Genomic DNA, 16,453 nt, shown 5'->3' with positions numbered 1-16,453 from the left:
TTGTTCCGGCCGTCGCCGGGAGAGGAAAAAGCGCTTAAGGAGGCCCGCGCCCCGTCATTCTGGGGCGCCTGTCGAGGAAGGCTCCATGACGGCGATCCTGTTGGTCCCCGGGCTTCTCTGCTCGGAGGAGATCTTCGCCCCGCAACTGCCCGTGCTTTGGCCGCGCGGCCCTGTGACGATCGCCAACACCCTGGCCGGTGACAGCCTGGCCGAAATCGCCACCCGTATTCTCGCCGACGCCCCGCCGACCTTCGCCCTCGCCGGCCTTTCGATGGGCGGGTACCTGGCCTTCGAGATCGTTCGCCAGGCGCCGGAGCGCGTGTCGCGGCTGGCGCTGATCTGCACCTCGGCCAGGCCCGACACGCCCGAACAGGCCGCAGGTCGGCGCAAGATGGTCGCCCAGGCGCACAAGGTCGGCTTCGAGCGGTTCTGCGCGCTGGGGGCCGACGCCCTCACCCACCCCAGCCGCAAGGGTGATCCCGCGCTCAACGCGCTGAGCGCGCGCATGGGCCTTGCGGTGGGCCTGGAGGGCTTCGCGCGCCAGACCGAGGCCGTGATCGGGCGGCCCGACAGCCGCCCCCTGCTGGCGTCCATCGCCGTTCCAACCGCGATCATCGTCGGCGACGCCGATCCGCTGACGCCTAAAGCGCTCTCCGAAGAGATGGCCGCGATGATCCCAGACGCGCGCCTCGTCATCGCTGAGGACTGCGGCCACGTGATCACCCACGAACGCCCGGACGTGGTGAACCCGGCGATGGCGGCCTGGCTGGGCGTATAGCTAAGCCGCGATGGCGGCCGCCGCGCGGCGGCGGACGATCTCGGCGGTCTTGTCGTCGCGGGTGTAGGCGATGAAGCTGGCGGCGATGTCGAGATACTTCACGGCCACGGCGGAATCGCCGCCCTCGCCGGTCCGCGCCACGTGCAGCACGTCCTCGATATAGGGGTCCAGACGGGCGTTCAACTTTTCCAGGACCTTGGTCCGTGAACTGCCGTAGCCGGCCTTGTCGGCGCAGGCCCGCAGCTCGGCCACGAAGGCCAGCGCGGACTGGGCGCGACGGATCATCGCCTCATCCGGCGCCTCGATCAGCTTGGCGACGCCCCGCGCGCCCTTCTTGGCCAGCATCGAGATCGGCCGGGTGGGCAGGGCCTTGTCCAGTTCCTTCTCGGCCTGATCCATGCGCAGCTCGCAGGCCTTGGCCATCGCCTGCTTCTGGCGCGCCAGGCGCTTGCCCCACGGGCCGTCCTTGGCGATGTCGACCGACTGCTGGATCTCGACCATCTGCAGCTGGACCTTCTGGGCGGCCTGGGCGGCCAGGCGGCCGGCCTTCTCGCCGTCGGCGAAGCTGAAGGACTCGATCAGGGCGATCGTCTCCTCGATCTCGGTGAGGATGCGCTCGCCGAACTGCGACACCTCGGACGAGGCCAGATACCGATCGGACGGTCGGTCCATGACCGCCGAGATCACGCGCATGATGCGCCAGTCGTCGGGCAGGTGCGCCGACAGAATATCGAGCAGCAGCGGGCCGGCGTCCTCGCTGATCCGACAGGCGTCGCGATAGGCCAGGCGCGCGGCGGCGGCGCGCTCGTCCGACATGCGGCTGACCCATTCCGCAAGCTTGGGCAGGCATCCGCGCGTCAGGGTGGACAGCTGCAGGCACAGCGCCAGTTGCTCGGGGTCGCACAGCGAGCGGACGCTGTCGAACGCGGCGTTCTCCGGGTCGCGCAGACCCGCCGCGGCCAGCTTGCACAGCTCGTCGAACACCTCGGGCGAGCCCTGCTCCAGGTCCCAGGGGTTGCAGCGCGCGGCGGCTTCCTCGACCCGGGCGGCGGCGACGGATTTCAGCGCGCGCCACAGGCGCGACAGGACCGGCGCGGGGAAGGAGACCTGGCTGGAGGCGCGCCTGGCGCAAAGCGGCACGATCGGGGCCAGGACGTTGTTACGCACGAAGCGATTGGCGGTCTCGTCCTCGACAAGACCGCGCACGGACGCCAACGCTCCCTGGCTCCCGGCGCCGGCAAGGGCCAACTCAAGGCTGCGCAGAGCCGCATCCGGCGCGGTTTCCACCAGCGTCTGGATGATCTGCAGTTTATGCGCAGCGATGGCGGCCATGATCCCCCGTGCCGGATCGAGACTTCCGACAAGCGTCAACCATGTTCGAAACGAGGTTAAGGATTTCCGAAACGACGCAAAAAACCTGCGCGTCCGCGCCTGGGGTCTGCGCCCGAAAAGTGTTGTCCACCGCAGGTTTAGGTAACCGATAACGTGTTACGCCAGGACCCTGCGCACCTCATACCGCCACAACCAGGAGTCAGGATTCGGCGCAGGGCAGATCAAGGCTCACCCGCAAGCCGCCCAGCGGGGATTCACCCAGTTGCACCGAGCCGCCATAGGCGCGGGCCAGCTCGTCGACGATCGACAGGCCCAGCCCCGATCCCGGCGCGTTCTCGTCGAGCCGTTGCCCACGCTTGAGCGCCTGGGCCCGCTCGTCGGGCGTCAAGCCCGGACCATCGTCGTCGACGGTCAGGGTCATGCGCGCCTCGCCCGTTCGGACGGCGTCGACGCGGATCTTGCCACGACACCACTTGCCGGCGTTCTCCATCACATTGCCGGCCAGCTCCATCAGGTCCTGCTTTTCGCCCTGGAAGCACAGGTCCTCAGGGCAGCGCCAATCGATCTCCACGCCTCGCCCGTCAGCCTTGTCCTGGAAGATCCGCTCCAGGGTCACGGCCAGCTCGTCCAGGATCGGCTCCACCGGCGTGCGCTCGCCGCTGGTCTGCGAGCGGGCGGCGGCGCGGGCGCGGCGCAGGTGGTGATCGACCTGCTCGCGCATGGTCTGGGCCTGGCGGGTCACCACCTCGGCCAGTTGCCCCGGCTGCTGGCTGGCCTCGGTCAGCATCACCGACAGCGGCGTCTTCAGCGCATGGGCCAGGTTGCCGACGTGGGTGCGCTGGCGCTCGACGACCTCCTGGTTGTGAGCCAGCAGCGCGTTCAGCTCGGCGGCTAGGGGCTCCAGCTCCTCGGGATAGCGCCCGTCCACGCGCTCGGCCTTGCCGCGGCGGACATGGGCCACCTCGCGGCGCAACTGAAACAGCGGCTGCAGGCCAAAGCGCACCTGCACCACCACCGCCAGGATCAGGCCGCCGCTCAGGATCAGCAGGGCGAAGGCGGTGATGCGCACAAAGCGGCCAGTGTCCGCGTCGATCGGCGAGCGGTCCTCGGCCACAAGGAAAATCACGGGCGTGGCATGGCCGGGCAAGCGGGCTAAGAGCCCCCCGGCACGCAGCCGCGCATCCTGCGGGCCCCGCAAATCGAAATAGATAGTCTTACCCGGGGCGGCGATCAGCCGGTCCAACTGAGCAGACGGGAGCATCAGGTCGCTGTCAAACAGCGAGCGCGAGCGGTCGATTACTCTTAGCGAGCCGTCGCCGGTCGAGTCGAAGATTGTCCAGTAGCGGCCCGAGTAGGCTCGAGTTGCGCGAATGTCGGTCAGGAACGGCGCCTTAACCAGCCCATCCTCGACGCTGGTGTTAGCGTACATGTCATCGATCAGGATCGATAACCCCTGGTCGAAGCGACGCACCTGAGCGTCGCGGAACTGGGTGTTCACGAAAACGCCGGCTCCGGCGACGACCAGCAGAGTCCAGATGCCAGCCGCCACCACCAGTCGAAAGACGAGCGAGCGATGGCTCGGGACGATCATGCTCCAGAGACGCGCCAGGACAGGGACGCGCGTGGCCTTGCTCACGCCGCGTCTTCGCCCGGCAAGGCCGCGAGGCGATAGCCAAGGCCGCGCACGGTCTCGATCCGGTCCGCGCCCAGCTTCTTGCGCAGGCGGCCGATGAACACCTCGATGGTGTTGCTGTCGCGATCGAAGTCCTGGTCGTACAGGTGCTCGACCAGCTCGGTGCGGCCGATCACCCGGCCCTGGTGCATGATCATGTAGTGCAGCAGGCGGTATTCCAGCGAGGTCAGGCGCAGCGGCTCGCCATTGACGCTGGCGCGGGCCGCGCGCGGGTCCAGGCGCAGGGCCCCGCACGACAGCGACGGCGCGGCGTGACCGGCCGAGCGGCGCAGCAGGGCGCGCAGGCGGGCCAGAAGCTCCTCGGTATGGAACGGCTTGGCCAGATAGTCGTCGGCGCCCGCGTCGAAGCCGGCGACCTTGTCGCTCCAGGCGCCGCGGGCGGTCAGGATCAGCACCGGCGTCGTGACATTGCCGCGCCGCCAGCGCTCCAGCACCGACACGCCGTCCACCTTGGGCAGGCCAAGGTCCAGGATCACCGCGTCATAGGGCTCGTTCTCGCCCAGATACTGGGCTTCCTCGCCGTCGGGCGCGTGGTCGACGGCATAGCCGGCGTCGGCCAGGGCCAGCTTCAGCTGACGCGTCAGGTCGGGATCGTCCTCGACGAGCAGGATGCGCATGACGTGAAGTCCTTCCTAGCCGCCGCTCAGGATCTGGCCGGTCTGGGCGTCGACGATGAAGTCGATGCGTCGGCCGTCGGCCGCGGCCCAGCGAACCCGGTAGTTGTCGCCTTCGAGGCCGGCGTCCAGCACCCGGCCCGGCACCCGGCGACCGATCATCTCGATCACCCGCGACAGCGGCACCAGCCGTCCCGACTGCACGCCGCCCCGCGCCTGGTCCTGCTGCTGACGCCAGTCGGCGCCCAGCGAGTCCGGACGGCGTTGCGCGAAGGCCGCATCCGGAAGGACGGCGGCCAGCGCGGCGGCGACGATGAGGGCGCGGATCGGTTTCATGCTGACCGGTCTAAAGGACCCCGGCTGAATGGAGGCTGAACGTTCCGGTTATGAACGGCGCGCGGCGTTCTGTCACGGGGCGGAACGTCCGGCGGCGAAAGCGCCCGCCGTCCGCCCGCTTTCGCGCCTCAGGCCCAGGCCAGCGCGCCCGGCTGCGCGGCGCCGCTCCAGCCCGCATCGCCGTCCTCGCTTTTGGTCGCCCCGCTCCCCGGACGCCGGAAGCGGCGTCCGCCCTGGCGGCCCTGTCCCGAGCGACGGACGCGCGCGACGAGCCCGCGACCGAACTGGCCCGGCAGCGCCTTGATCCGGTCACCCAGTCCTTTCAGACGGGCGCCGTTGGCGGCCAGTGCGATCGCCGCGAACAGGTCGATGAAGGCCGCAACATCGAAGGCCATGAACCAGACCGCGACTTCAGGCAGGGCCATGCCGAGCAGGATCGCGCCCTCGACTTCGAATAGGACGACCACAAGGGTGGAGACCGCCAGCAAGGCCAGCAGCAACACCAGGCGCGCCGGGGTCAGTCCCGCCAACACCTTCGCCGGCCAGTCGACCAGCCACCGCCTCAGCCCCTTGCCCAGCGCCGTCTCCGGGCAACCGACAATGACCAGCAAGGCCGCGCACAGCATCAAGACGAACATGAAAGCTCCCGTCGGCCGATCGCGCCACGGTCTTCAGATGGGGCGGCGGTCCGGCGGATCAACGCTGTTGAGAGGCCGCCGATCAGACATCCAGCAGCGCCTTGAGCTTGGCCCGCACCTCCGCGAGCACCGCAGGCGGCGCCACGGCCTTTCGCGTTGAGCGGCGTCACCAGACCTCGTCGATGCTTTTCAATCCCCCGCCTACCGCCTGAGCTCCAGCCGCAGCGTCGCGCCGATCTGATCCCGCCAGCGCTCGTCCACGCCGGCCGCGTCGGCGAAGGTCGGCCAGCGCATCACGGCCGCCCGCACCTCTTCAAAGATCCGGCCGACATGACCGCGACTGATCGAGGCGGTTTTCGCGCAGGCCTCCAGATCGGCGAAGTCGAACCCGTCCCGCTTGCCGTTGATCGACATCTGGTGGCGCGAGGTCCATTCGCCGTCCGGATTGTAGCTCCAGGTGATGTCGAAGGCCGGTGACAGGCTCCAGCGTCCTGCGCGGTCCATCAGGAAGGCGATGTTCTTGACGTGGTCGTCCTGGTTTCGCGCCAACACGTTGAAGACCATGCGCCGGAACTGCTCTTCCAACTGCGCCATCGGCAGGCCCATCCGCCGCATCGTGAACAGGGCCTGTTCATAGGAATTGGCGACGGGATCGTTGAAATCCAGATGGGCGATGGCGGCCAGCGACTGCATGTGCAGCTTGCCGCCGCCGTCCAGCCGGTCGAAGCGCTTGCTCATGAAGTGGCGACGACCGCCCTCCTCCAGCAAGCGACTCTCGGCGACGTCGATTCCCGCCGCCGCCGCCATCTGTCCATAGGCGTGCTCGACCGCGCCATAGCCCTTGGGGTCGGCCAGTTCCTTGTCCCGGTTGCCGGAGACGCCGTCGAACTTCAGCAGCCAGTAGCCGAAACCCGCGCCCGCCTCGACCTGACCGGAGCGCACTTCGTTGGTTGCCGGGTTCCAGGCGATCACCGCCTTGGCCCGCGCCCCGCCCGCCGAGGTGCCGACGCTCAAGATGTCGCGCAGGGCGTCGGCCTTGTCCGCATCGGCGAACGAGGCGCGCAGGTCGTGGCGATGGGTCAGCACCTCCGAAGCCAGGGTCACCAGGGCGTCGATGTCGATCTTGCTGGAGACCCGCCGACGCGGCCCCGCCATCGGCGAGAACTCCAGCGCCCCCATGCCCCGGCGGCCGGTGTAGCAAAGGCGCTCGACGGCGTTGAAGCTCTCGGGGCTGCGACCTTGCGTGGCCAGCCAGGCGTCGATCAGCACATGGCCGTACTTGTCCGGCAGGGCGTCGGCCAGCATGCCGGGCAGGCCATGGAAGCTGCGCGGCGGCAGATCGGGAAAGCTGAACACGCCGGCCTTCAGCGGCATCATCAGCGGGGCGGGCTGGATTCCGCTGGCGATAAAGCCCGGCTCATAGGCGAAGACCGCCGTCTGGGCGCCGTCTTCCAGCGACACCGCGCCGATCCGGCTGCCCCACAGGCGAACCTCGGCGACGGTGGTCATTTTTCATCGCCCCACACCCAAGGCGCGCCGCCGGTCTCGGCGACGCCGGACGCGCGGGCGTTGCGCACTCTTGAGCGGCCGGTCTTGGCCTGTTTCAGCAGGTCCAGCGGATTGGCGGGCGTCTCGGGCAGCAGGCGCTCCAGCCCCTCCAGCCGGTCCAGGGCCCGCAGGCAGCGCACCAGATTGGTCAGCTGGGCCGAGGCGCCGTCTTCCAGACGCTCGACGGTGCGCTTGGACACGCCGGCGGCCTGCGCCAGCTGAGCCTGGGTCAGCCGCCGCTCCAGCCGCGCCGCCACCAGACGCTGACCCATCTCGGCCAACACCGCCTCATCGGACAGGAGAGATTCAAATTTCATAAATCGCCTCTTGTGGCGATATATATCAACTTAAGGCCCCATATCGTCAAGTCTGTCGATATAGGAGAGCTCTATTTTTAGCTCTAAAATTCGCCACTTCTGGCGATTTAAGGCGCAAAATAGCTAAAAGTCGCCAGAGATGACGACTTTTAAAACCCGCCCCTACTTCCGCTTCGGCGTGTAGGGCTTCTGGGCGCGCCAAGCTTCGGCGAACTTTTCGAGGTCCTGGTCGACGGTCTCGGGCAAGGTGACCACCAGGCGAGCCAGCAGGTCGCCGCGCTTGCCCTTGCCGTCGGGCATGCCCCGGCCCTTCAGGCGCAGGGTCTGGCCGCTGTTGCTGCCCTTGGGCACGGCCAGCATGACATTGCCGTCGGGCGTCGGGGCTTCGACCTTGCCGCCCAGCACCGCGTCGGGGATCGAGACCGGCAGGTCCATGACCAGCGCCTCGCCCTCGCGGCGATAGATCGGGTGGGGCTTGATGGCCAGCTCGATCAGGGCGTCACCCTGGCCGCCGCGGCCCGGCGCGCCTTGGCCTTTCAGGCGCAGGGTCTGACCCTCCTGGGCGCCGGTGGGGATGGTGACGTCGATCGTGCGGCCGTCCGAGAAGGCCACGCGCTTCTTGCCGCCCTTGATGGCGTCTTCCAGGTCGATGTCCAGCCGCGCCTTGACGTCGGCGCCCTTGGCTGAGAACCCGCCGCCCGCGCCGCCGCTGAACGGCCCCCGCCCCGCGCCGGCGCCGCCGCCGCCGCCGCCGAACATGCCGCCGAACAGATCCGACAGGTCGATCTCGGGTCCTTCGTTCGAGCGATGGAAGCCGCCCTGGCCAAAACCGCCGGCGTTGAACGGGCCGTTGCCCGGCTGGCCACCGAAGCCGCGCATGGTCTCACGGCCGTCGGCGTCGATCTGGCCCAGGTCGAATTTCTTGCGCTTTTCGGCGTCGCCGACGATGTCGAACGCGGCGCTGACCTGCTTGAAGCGCTCTTCGGCCTTCTTGTCGCCCGGGTTGGCGTCCGGGTGATACTGCTTGGCGAGCTTGCGGAACGCCTTGCGGATCTCGTCCGCGCTGGCGGTGCGGGTAACGCCGAGTTCCTGATACGGGTCGCGCGCCAAGGAAGGTCCTCTGAGTTAAGCGGGGGGCTTGGGTAACCCCCTCCATCTAGGACGTCCAGCGTGGCGCGCAAGCCCTTATGTGGCATTTTTACCACAGACTTGTGCTGGCGGGCGCGCCCCAGCCGTACAGGGACGCGCCCTGGACTACCTCCAGCCGGGCGCCGGACGAGGGCGCGTCGGCCGCGCGCATGGCGGCGGTGTAGGTGAAACCGGGCGTTTCCACCTCGGCCTCACGCAGTACCGCGGCGCCGTCCAGCACCCGCACGCGATAGCGCTCGACGCCCTCGGCCAGCGGGACCTCGCCGTCCCAGACATCGCCGCCGACGCGGGCGCGGCGGATCCACGAGACCGACAGATCGCCGCCGATCGAGCGTTTGCGCAGATGCGCCGGGGCCAGCGGACGCAGCGCCCGACCCGTCCAGACGGCGCTGATCTGCGTCATCCCCGCCCCCGACGGCGGACCGCCCGCCGGGGCGGCGCGGACCATCAGGGTCGTTCCCCGCTCGAAGGCCGCGACGCTGATCGGGACCACCGCCTCGTCCAGCAGCACCACCGCCGCCCCGGCCGGGATCACGCCTTCGCTCGCCGCTCCGTCGCGCTGGCCGCGCAGCAGGCCCGACAGCCGCCAGACGTCCGGCGCGATCAGTTGGGCGGTCTGGAAGGCGATCACCTCCCAGTCGCCGGACGGCGCGCGGATCGCCAGGGCGTTCCCCCCCGCCAGCACGGCGGCCAGCGGCGCGGAGGACAGGCTCGCCCCCTCGATCCGCACGTCCAGGCGTGCGGACCGGTCCAGCCGATGCGGCGAGGCGGGCGCAAGGTCGGTCAGGGTGAGCCCCAGCGTGGCGGGCGCGGCCAACCGGGCGCGGACCGTCAGGGTCTCGACGCCGGCGCCTGCATGCACGTCCAGCGGCCGCCAGGGCTCGGCGGCGGCGGCGACCAGCGGCCGCGCGTCGTCGGCCAGCGCGCCGTCCGACGGCAGGTCCAACACGTGCAGCACCGGCGGCGAGGCCGGCTCGCGCGGCGGCGCGGGCGTCCAGTCGATCACCGCGTCCACACCCTGGCTGCGCAGAACCGGCGCGAGGTTGGCGCGCGGGCGCTCGTCGAGATCCAGGCGCTGGATTCGCCAGGTCTCCGCATCCAGCGTCACCCGGTCGCCGGCCTCGAACCGCAGCGCCGCCGAGGGCGACAGCCGCACGATGCGCGTGCGCCGCGCGGCCGCGTCGGCGTCCAGCATGCGGCGCGCCACGGCGGCGGCCTCGGCCGCCGACAGCACGATCGGCGCATCCATGTCACGCGTCCCCTCCCCCGCCTCGCGGCGGACGATCAAGGCGCCGACCTGATAGTCGCGGGCGGCGTCCAGGAAGCGCAGGCGCAGGGCCTCGGCGGCGGGGTCGAGGGTCCGGGTCTCGCGCTCGGCCGGGCCGTCCTCGGGCAAGACCAGATCGTCGGGTTCGATCGCCGCCACCGCCCGCCCCGTTCGCGACATCATCCGCACCTGGTCGCCGCGCTCGACCGGATCCAGGGCGAAGGCCTCGGTCAGGGGCGACAGCGCATCGCGCAGGCGCATGGGCCGATCAACGACATAGCCGCCCACGGCCCCGCCCGCCTCGCCGGGGTCGAGCGCCACACCGGCCCGCGCGCCCAGGGCCTGGATCAGCTCTGGCAGCGGCGCGATGCCGGCCCGACCGGTCAGCCAGTGACCCAAGAGCCAGGCACCGCCGTCGCTCCAGACATCGGCGCGGGCGGGAAAGTCCGGAAACGGCCGCGCGTCCCAGCACCAGGCGCTGGCCGCCTCGATCATCGGCCCGCCATACAGCGGCGAGACCGGATTGGCGCTCGGCTCATCCAGCCAGGCCAGCACCGCCTCCAGATAGCGCCGCTGGCCAAAGTCGTCGCGCTCGCCGCTCGAATAGGGCGGCAGGAAGCTTTCCGAGCTCTTGGGGTCGATGAAGAGGTTCGGCGAGTTGCTCCCCTTGTCCACGGCCGGGCAGCCGAACTCGGTCAGGCGGATCGGCTTGGACCTTGGAACCCAGGCCGTGGGCGTCGCCGACCGCACGCCGCCCGGCCGGTCGTGGTGCGGCTGGCTCCACCACGACAGCAGGTCCTTGGGCCGGAACATCCAGGCCTCGCCATGGGCGCCGTCGGTGATCGGGGTGCGGACCTGGGCGTCGCGGTCGGCGCCGCCGGCGTAGAACCAGTCGAAGTCGGCCCCGCCTGTCAGGCCGGCGCGCAGATAGGCCGGATCGTGCGGACCGTCATAGCCGGCCATGGCGTCCAGATGGTCCTCGCCTTCGCGCCAGTCGGTGACCGGCGGGTACCAGTCGACGCCGACGAAATCGAGATTGGGATCGGCCCACAGCGGGTCGAGGTGAAACACCGCATGGCCCGAACCGTCGCGGGGCTGGTGGCCGAAATACTCGCTCCAGTCGGCGGCGTAGCCGAGCTTGGTGGCGGGCCCCACCACCGCGCGGACATCGGCGGCCAGGGTCTTCAGCTTGGTCACGGCCGGATAGGTCCCGCCCGGTCCCCGCGTGGTGGTCAGGGCGCGCAGCTCCGAGCCGATGATAAAGCCGTCGACCCCGCCCGCCTGGGCCGCCAAGGCCGCCTGGTGCAGCACCATCCGGCGCAGGCCCCATTCGCCGTCGAAGAAGGCGGCCACCTGTGCGCTCGCCGCCGCCGTCCCCTCGGCCGAGGGCGGATCGCAGGCGATGCGGCCGCGCCACGGATAGGCCGGCTGGCCCGGCGGGGTGTCCATCAGGATGAACGGATACAGCGTCACCTTCAGGCCTCGCCGCTTCAGCTCGGCGATGGCCTGCACCACCACCGCGTCGGCGGGCGTGCCGCCATAGGCCGGCGCGCCGTCCTTCAGCGAAATCAGATGCGCGCCGCTGCGATCCACGCCCGCGACGCTCCAGGTCAGGGGCAAGGTGTCCTTGGCCGCGCCCTCGACGCCCGGCTTGATCTGGCACTGGCCGCAGCGCAGATCCGTGCCGAACCAGGCGACGATCAGGGTCACGTGATCGACGTTGGGCAACTGGGCCTGCAGTTGGTCCAGCGCCACCATCAGGTCGGGACGGCCTTCGGAATTGTGGACGCTCTCGCTGGCGGTGCGGGTCAGGCCCTCGCGGCGCAGCACCGCTTGGGTCGCATAGACAAACTCGCCCGCGCCGGGGATCAGGCAAACGCCCTTCAGCCGTTCCTCCAGCCCCACCGTCCCCGGCGGGCGCGGCCGGCGGAAGACCTCGAACGACAGCTGCGGCGGGCGATTGCCGAACGCCTCCAGCGGCAGATCCTCGAACACCACATAGGCCACGCCGCGATAGGCCGGCGCCTGGCCCTCGATCGCGGCGATCAGCGGGTCGGGGGCTTGGTCCTCGGTTCCCAGATGGACGCGCATCGTCACGGCCGACAGGTCCATGACCCGCCCGTCGGCCCAGACCCGGCCGATCCCGTCGATCGGCCCCTCGGCCACGGCGACGGCGAACGACAGGCTGTAGGCGTAGGCGCTCGTCTTCTGCCCCTTGGAGCCGCCCACCCGGCCCTCGACCCGTTTCTCGCGAAACCGCGCCGCCCAGATCACCTGACCGCCGACCCGCGCGCGACCGAACACGCACGGCAGCGCCGCGCCCTCGGCCGCGCCGGTCAGGCGCAGCTCAGGAATGCGCGGTCCGACCTGGCGCGCCGGCGACAGGGCGCTGATCGCCGCCTGGTCGATCAGACCGCCGACGACGGCGCCGGCCACGGCCCCGATCGGACCACCGATCGCCGAGCCGACGCTGGAGAGGATCACCTGGGCCATATGAGCATTTCTCCTCCGATTTCCCCGGCGAAGGCCGAGGAGGTCGAGCGTTTGCCTCGGTGCGTCCTTCGAGGCTCGCCTTCGCCTCGCACCTCAGGATGAGGAGGCTTTTTTGCTGAACACCTCAGCCTGAGGTGCGCGCTCCTGAGCGCGCCTCGAAGGACGCAGGGCGGCAAGACGCAGTCGGGTGTTTGTTGGGAAAGGGTGGAAACCGAAACGCCGCCACACAGCGTTCGCGCCACCAGCGGCCCAGCGCGCTCTCGACGCAGGCCCGGCCCCAATAGGCGTGGATGATGCGGTCGGGCGCGGCCTTTATCGCGCAGTGCTTGGCGGCCGCGCCGGGGGCCATGCGGAAGACGAGCACGTCGCCGGGCAGGGCCTGCGACACCGGGATCGCCACCAACCAGCGCCTGAAGGCTTCCAGCAGCGGCTCGCCCACGCCGATCTCGGCCCAGTCGGGACGATAGGGCGGCGGCGGCTCGGGCTCCTGCCCGTACAGCCCCCGCCAGACGCCGCGGATGAGGCCCAGGCAGTCACATCCCGCGCCGAGGGTCGAGGCTTGGTGGCGGTAGGGTGTGCCGAGCCAGAGGCGGGCTTGGACGACAACCAAATCCTCCCCCCAGCGGGGGAGGTGTCGGCCCGCAGGGACGACGGAGGGGGAAGAGGCCGGGCCAGGAGACCTTCCCCCTCCGGCCTTCGGCCACCTCCCCCTCTGGGGGGAGGATTTGGGACAGGCGTCCGCCGCTTCACCCAGAACAATCCTCCCCCTCTGGGGGGAGGATTGCGCGCCCCCGCCGCTCATCGCCGCCCGCCGTCGTTGCGCTCGCCCTCGACGGGGTACAGCGTCAAAAAGTCCTCGCCGGGCGAGGTCGGAAAACCTCGGAAGTTCACGCTGTTGCCGAACACCCCGACACAGGTCGCCCAGCGCTTGTCGCAGGTCGCGCCCGGCGCGGGCGTGATCCCGCAGCGGACATCGCCCAGGCGCGCGTCGCACAGCCTTGTGAAGGTGCGGCCCGCCACCCGCTCCAGCGCCGCCAGCGGCCCCGCGAGCGTGGCGGTGAAGGCCTCGCCCTCGCGGGTGACCGAGGCGATGGTGGCGGTCCACAGCGAGACGCGGCGCGAGGGTGCGCTCCAGTCCACGCGCAGCGCCTCGACCCGCGCGCCGTCATAGAGGCCGGCGGCCAGATCGGCCTCCGCGATCCCCGCCTCGTCCAGCACGCCCAGCACCGCGCCCTGGCCCGGCGCATAGCCGACGCTGTTTTCGGTCGCGCCAGGACTCCAGCCGCCGCCGGCCCGGCAGGTCACGCCGTCGACGACGAGATCTTGGTCATGATCGGTGAAGCCCAGCCGGGTTCCATCGGCGCGGGTCAGGATCCAGACGTGACACAGGCGGGCCTCGTCCAGGCCTTCGGGCAAGGCGCGCATCAGACCAGCACCTCGACCAGCGAGCAGGCGGTGACGCGGGCGGCGGCGAAGCCCTCCAGGGTCACGTCCAGCCGGTCGAGATCAAAACGCACCGGCGTGTCGAACGCAAAGCCCGCCGTCACCGCCGCCCCGGCCGGCGGCGCGGTGTTCAGGGTGATGAGGCCCGTCGTGACATCCACGGCGAAGGCGCCCGGCGCCAGGACGACGCCCGCCACCGCCACCGTCACCGTCCCGGCGACCGGCTTGGTTATGGTGCGGGCCACCGCCTCGCCGCCCGCGCCATAGGTCTTGCGCAGTTGAAAGGCCTTGCGGACGCCGTCGCCGGTCCCGATCGCCTGGTCGCCCGCCGCCGGCTGAACCGACGGCGCGCACGACTTGAAATCGGCCGGATCGCGGAAGCGGAAGCCGTGGAGGCGCCCGCGCCGCGCCTCGAAAAAGGCGACCAGTTCGGCGATCTCGTCCAAGGGGCGCGGGGCGGTGGCGATCAGATAGCGGCGGCGGCTCTGGCTCCAGGGACTGGTGCGCCGCTCGTGGCCCGAGGCCAGGCTCACCACCTCGGTGCGCCGCTCGATCCCGCCCGTGCAGCCGAACGCCAGGCGCGCGGGCAGGCGCGCCTCATGGAACTCGCTCATCAAGCGATCCTTCTGGAAAGTCGAGAAAAGGTTTGAGGAAAAGCAAGACGGCGCTTAGTCGACGCCATTAAGACGACGTCATGACCCGCTTTTCACTTCTTGCGCGGGACATCGGTCTCTAGGTTAGGGATCGAGATTGGAGACCACGAAATGGATTGGAAGACCCTGTTCCTGTCGCCTGAGGGCCGCATCGGCCGGCAGTCGTTCTGGGTCGGCTGGCTGATCCTGCTGGGCGTCAACGTCGTGGCCAGCTGGATCCCGTTCGTCGGAACCCTGATCATCCTCGCCAGCATCTACGCCAGCGTCTGCATCCACTCCAAGCGCCTGCACGACATGGGTCAAACGGGCTGGTGGCAGGTCCTGCCGTGGGTCCTGGGTCCGGTGCTGGTGTTCGGCGCCGCCATCTCGGTGGGCGTGATGCCGGCCATCGCCGCCCTGACCAACGGCGAGCCGGAGGTGTCGGCCCTGACCGCCCTGGTGGGCCTGTTCGTCTCGATCTTCATCGCCTTCGCCATCTGGCTGGCCTTCACCCTGTGGGTCGGCTGCAGCCTGGGCCAGCCGCGCGAGAACAAGTACGGCCCGCCGCCGATCAACCCGACGGCGGTGACGGTGTAGCGGATCGAAGAGCCCGCGCGCCCACGCTTGTCCGCCGAAGAGCTAGAGCGCGTTAGGTTTAAGTGTGAGCGGTTAAACCTAACGCGATCTAAGTCTATGAATTAGAGCCTGTTTATCTGGTTTAGATGGGCCATCTAAACCAGACAGGCTCTAGGGGGCCCGACGGGCGTCGCGCTTGCCTGACCAGCTGATGAACATGGTGCAGCGCTCGCTCAAGCAACCGTCGAGATGCGGCTGCTCCCCGGGCTGGAACCAGTAGCTGCCAGGTCCGAGCGGCTTGGCGCCGGCCCCCTCGCCGGCCTGGGCGTGGGTCATCACGCCCTCGAGCACGACGAGCCGATAGTCCGACGAGTGGACGTGGGGTACGCCTTGTCCACGGGAAAAGCGCATCAGCATGTCGGACGGACCGGTGGCTGGATCACCGCGCAGAACGGCCATCTGAGGCCCATTCGGATTGCCTGGATCTAAGGGCGCGAAGCGGGCGTCGTCGATCGCGAGGGTTACGGGCGCCGCCTGCACGGCCATGGCCAAAAACATCGGCGTCCAAGCCATAGCCCGCCTCATCGCAAAAAAGACGCCACGACCATACAACGCGTCGCGCTGCTGTCTATGGTTGCCCTGAGCCCAGGCGCTTCGGGCGCCCCTACAGCCCCCGCGCGCCCAAACTGACCGCCCGCGCCAAGGCCTGGGCGATCTGGGCGTCGGAGCGGATCAGGCCCTGAGCCTCGCCGCCCTGGACATTGACCGTCACCGACACCCCGCTGTTTCCGACCGGCTCGATGTTTCCGGCCGAGGCCGGGCGAAACAGCTCCGGCCCGCGCTCGCCGACCAGATAGGCGCCGCCGGGCAGCACCGGGCCGCCGTCGGCCCGCGCTCCGGCGAAGGTCTTGCTCAGGGCCTCGCCCAACCCGCCGCCCTTCAGCGCCGCTCCGGCCGCGCCCAGCATGGCGCGGGCCAGCTCGGCCAGCGACACCTCACCGTCCGAGGCCGCACGGGCCAGGGAGCGGACAAGCGACGCGCCCGCGCGAGCGAAGGCCTCGTCGATCGAGCGGGCCGCGCGCTCGGCGGGGGCTTTCAGGCTCTCCAGAGCAGCGGCCGCCTCGGCGGCGCGGGCGGGCACGGCGGACAAGCCTTCCTGGTCGAAACTCATGGTGCGGTCTCCTCGTCGGGATAGCGGGCGAGCAGATCCTGCAGGCCCGCGCGGTTCAGGCACGGCGCGTCCGGCGCCTGCGTCAGCGCCCGCCACTCCTTCAGCGACAGACGCCAGAAGGCCTCGGGCGGCAGGCCCAGCGACAGGGCCAGGCGCAGCGGCGCGGCCCAGCTCATGCGCAGGCGGCAAGCGCGGCGGCGAGGGCGCCGGCGGCCTCAGGCACGGTGGCGCGCGCGGCGATCTCAGGCGCCTCGCCGCCGCCCTCCAGCAGCGCGGCCAGGATGGCGGACAGCTCGGCGGCGCTGAGCGTGGCGATGCGGTCGGGCAGCTGCGACCAGTCGGCGAGGTTCAGCGCCGCCTCGATCCGGGCCAAGGCGCCGAGTGTCAGACACAGCCGACGCGGCGCGCCGGCCAGGGTCACGACGACCTCGCCGCGGGCGGGGTTGGGGGGGAGCATGGGGGTCAC

At 70.2% G+C, this 16,453-nt stretch carries 18 protein-coding genes; 2 read left to right on the top strand and 16 right to left on the bottom strand.

Going from position 1 to position 16,453, the window contains the following annotated elements; translation table 11 throughout:
- Positions 1-85 precede the first annotated feature (85 nt).
- Positions 86-778: an alpha/beta fold hydrolase gene (locus tag CVUC_RS19295; RefSeq protein WP_164468187.1), complete on the top strand. Its 693-nt coding sequence runs from the start codon at positions 86-88 to the stop codon at positions 776-778.
- Here the strand turns inward: CVUC_RS19295 and CVUC_RS19290 are convergent, their stop codons facing one another.
- The 12 genes from CVUC_RS19290 to CVUC_RS19230 form a co-directional block, all read right to left on the bottom strand.
- Positions 779-2,149 carry a hypothetical protein gene (locus CVUC_RS19290; protein WP_096033971.1) on the bottom strand — a complete coding sequence of 457 codons (1,371 nt, stop codon included), beginning with the start codon at positions 2,147-2,149 and terminating at the stop codon, positions 779-781. It lies immediately after the preceding gene.
- 160 nt (positions 2,150-2,309) lie between these two features.
- Positions 2,310-3,701, bottom strand: a complete 1,392-nt coding sequence (locus tag CVUC_RS19285; protein WP_096034807.1) for a sensor histidine kinase — start codon at positions 3,699-3,701, stop codon at positions 2,310-2,312.
- 41 nt (positions 3,702-3,742) lie between these two features.
- A complete protein-coding gene (locus CVUC_RS19280; protein WP_010920607.1) occupies positions 3,743-4,420 on the bottom strand; it encodes a response regulator transcription factor in 678 nt (225 codons plus the stop codon).
- A 15-nt stretch (positions 4,421-4,435) separates the two neighbouring features.
- Positions 4,436-4,753, bottom strand: coding sequence for a PepSY domain-containing protein (locus CVUC_RS19275; RefSeq protein WP_010920608.1), 318 nt, complete (start codon positions 4,751-4,753; stop codon positions 4,436-4,438).
- Between the two features lie 128 nt (positions 4,754-4,881).
- Complete coding sequence (locus CVUC_RS19270; RefSeq protein ID WP_096033972.1) at positions 4,882-5,391, bottom strand: hypothetical protein; 510 nt, start codon at positions 5,389-5,391, stop codon at positions 4,882-4,884.
- A 201-nt stretch (positions 5,392-5,592) separates the two neighbouring features.
- The gene (locus tag CVUC_RS19260) at positions 5,593-6,900 is read right to left on the bottom strand and encodes a type II toxin-antitoxin system HipA family toxin (RefSeq protein ID WP_096033974.1); all 1,308 of its coding nucleotides are present in this window, start codon (positions 6,898-6,900) and stop codon (positions 5,593-5,595) included.
- Positions 6,897-7,256: a helix-turn-helix transcriptional regulator gene (locus CVUC_RS19255; protein ID WP_010920612.1), complete on the bottom strand. Its 360-nt coding sequence runs from the start codon at positions 7,254-7,256 to the stop codon at positions 6,897-6,899. The genes CVUC_RS19260 and CVUC_RS19255 overlap by 4 nt, the downstream gene beginning before the upstream one ends.
- Before the next feature lie 162 nt (positions 7,257-7,418).
- A complete protein-coding gene (locus CVUC_RS19250; RefSeq protein ID WP_096033975.1) occupies positions 7,419-8,366 on the bottom strand; it encodes a DnaJ C-terminal domain-containing protein in 948 nt (315 codons plus the stop codon).
- 88 nt (positions 8,367-8,454) lie between these two features.
- The gene (locus CVUC_RS19245) at positions 8,455-12,165 is read right to left on the bottom strand and encodes a baseplate multidomain protein megatron (RefSeq protein WP_205685752.1); all 3,711 of its coding nucleotides are present in this window, start codon (positions 12,163-12,165) and stop codon (positions 8,455-8,457) included.
- A 124-nt stretch (positions 12,166-12,289) separates the two neighbouring features.
- Complete coding sequence (locus CVUC_RS19240; protein WP_423748634.1) at positions 12,290-12,967, bottom strand: NlpC/P60 family protein; 678 nt, start codon at positions 12,965-12,967, stop codon at positions 12,290-12,292.
- On the bottom strand, positions 12,964-13,590 hold the full coding sequence (locus CVUC_RS19235) for a baseplate hub protein (RefSeq protein ID WP_096033976.1): 627 nt from the start codon (positions 13,588-13,590) through the stop codon (positions 12,964-12,966). Before CVUC_RS19235 ends, CVUC_RS19240 begins: the two co-directional genes overlap by 4 nt.
- Complete coding sequence (locus CVUC_RS19230; RefSeq protein WP_096033977.1) at positions 13,590-14,225, bottom strand: phage distal tail protein, Rcc01695 family; 636 nt, start codon at positions 14,223-14,225, stop codon at positions 13,590-13,592. The genes CVUC_RS19235 and CVUC_RS19230 overlap by 1 nt, the downstream gene beginning before the upstream one ends.
- Before the next feature lie 147 nt (positions 14,226-14,372).
- Between CVUC_RS19230 and CVUC_RS19225 the strand changes: the two genes are divergently transcribed.
- Positions 14,373-14,837 carry a DUF805 domain-containing protein gene (locus CVUC_RS19225; RefSeq protein ID WP_024265849.1) on the top strand — a complete coding sequence of 155 codons (465 nt, stop codon included), beginning with the start codon at positions 14,373-14,375 and terminating at the stop codon, positions 14,835-14,837.
- 150 nt (positions 14,838-14,987) lie between these two features.
- Here the strand turns inward: CVUC_RS19225 and CVUC_RS19220 are convergent, their stop codons facing one another.
- The 4 genes from CVUC_RS19220 to CVUC_RS19205 form a co-directional block, all read right to left on the bottom strand.
- On the bottom strand, positions 14,988-15,389 hold the full coding sequence (locus tag CVUC_RS19220) for a DUF4437 domain-containing protein (protein WP_164512741.1): 402 nt from the start codon (positions 15,387-15,389) through the stop codon (positions 14,988-14,990).
- Positions 15,390-15,480: 91 nt separating this feature from the next.
- Entirely contained in the window at positions 15,481-15,987 is a 507-nt protein-coding gene (locus CVUC_RS19215; protein ID WP_096033979.1) for a phage tail tape measure protein, read from the bottom strand.
- The gene (locus CVUC_RS19210; RefSeq protein ID WP_096033980.1) at positions 15,984-16,163 is read right to left on the bottom strand and encodes a phage tail assembly chaperone; all 180 of its coding nucleotides are present in this window, start codon (positions 16,161-16,163) and stop codon (positions 15,984-15,986) included. Before CVUC_RS19210 ends, CVUC_RS19215 begins: the two co-directional genes overlap by 4 nt.
- Positions 16,160-16,444: a GTA-gp10 family protein gene (locus CVUC_RS19205; RefSeq protein ID WP_096033981.1), complete on the bottom strand. Its 285-nt coding sequence runs from the start codon at positions 16,442-16,444 to the stop codon at positions 16,160-16,162. The genes CVUC_RS19210 and CVUC_RS19205 overlap by 4 nt, the downstream gene beginning before the upstream one ends.
- Positions 16,445-16,453 lie beyond the last annotated feature (9 nt).

It is taken from the genome of Caulobacter vibrioides (assembly GCF_002858865.1).
GTDB classification, from domain to species: Bacteria; Pseudomonadota; Alphaproteobacteria; order Caulobacterales; family Caulobacteraceae; genus Caulobacter; species Caulobacter vibrioides.
This window is presented reverse-complemented; position numbering and strand designations above follow the sequence as displayed.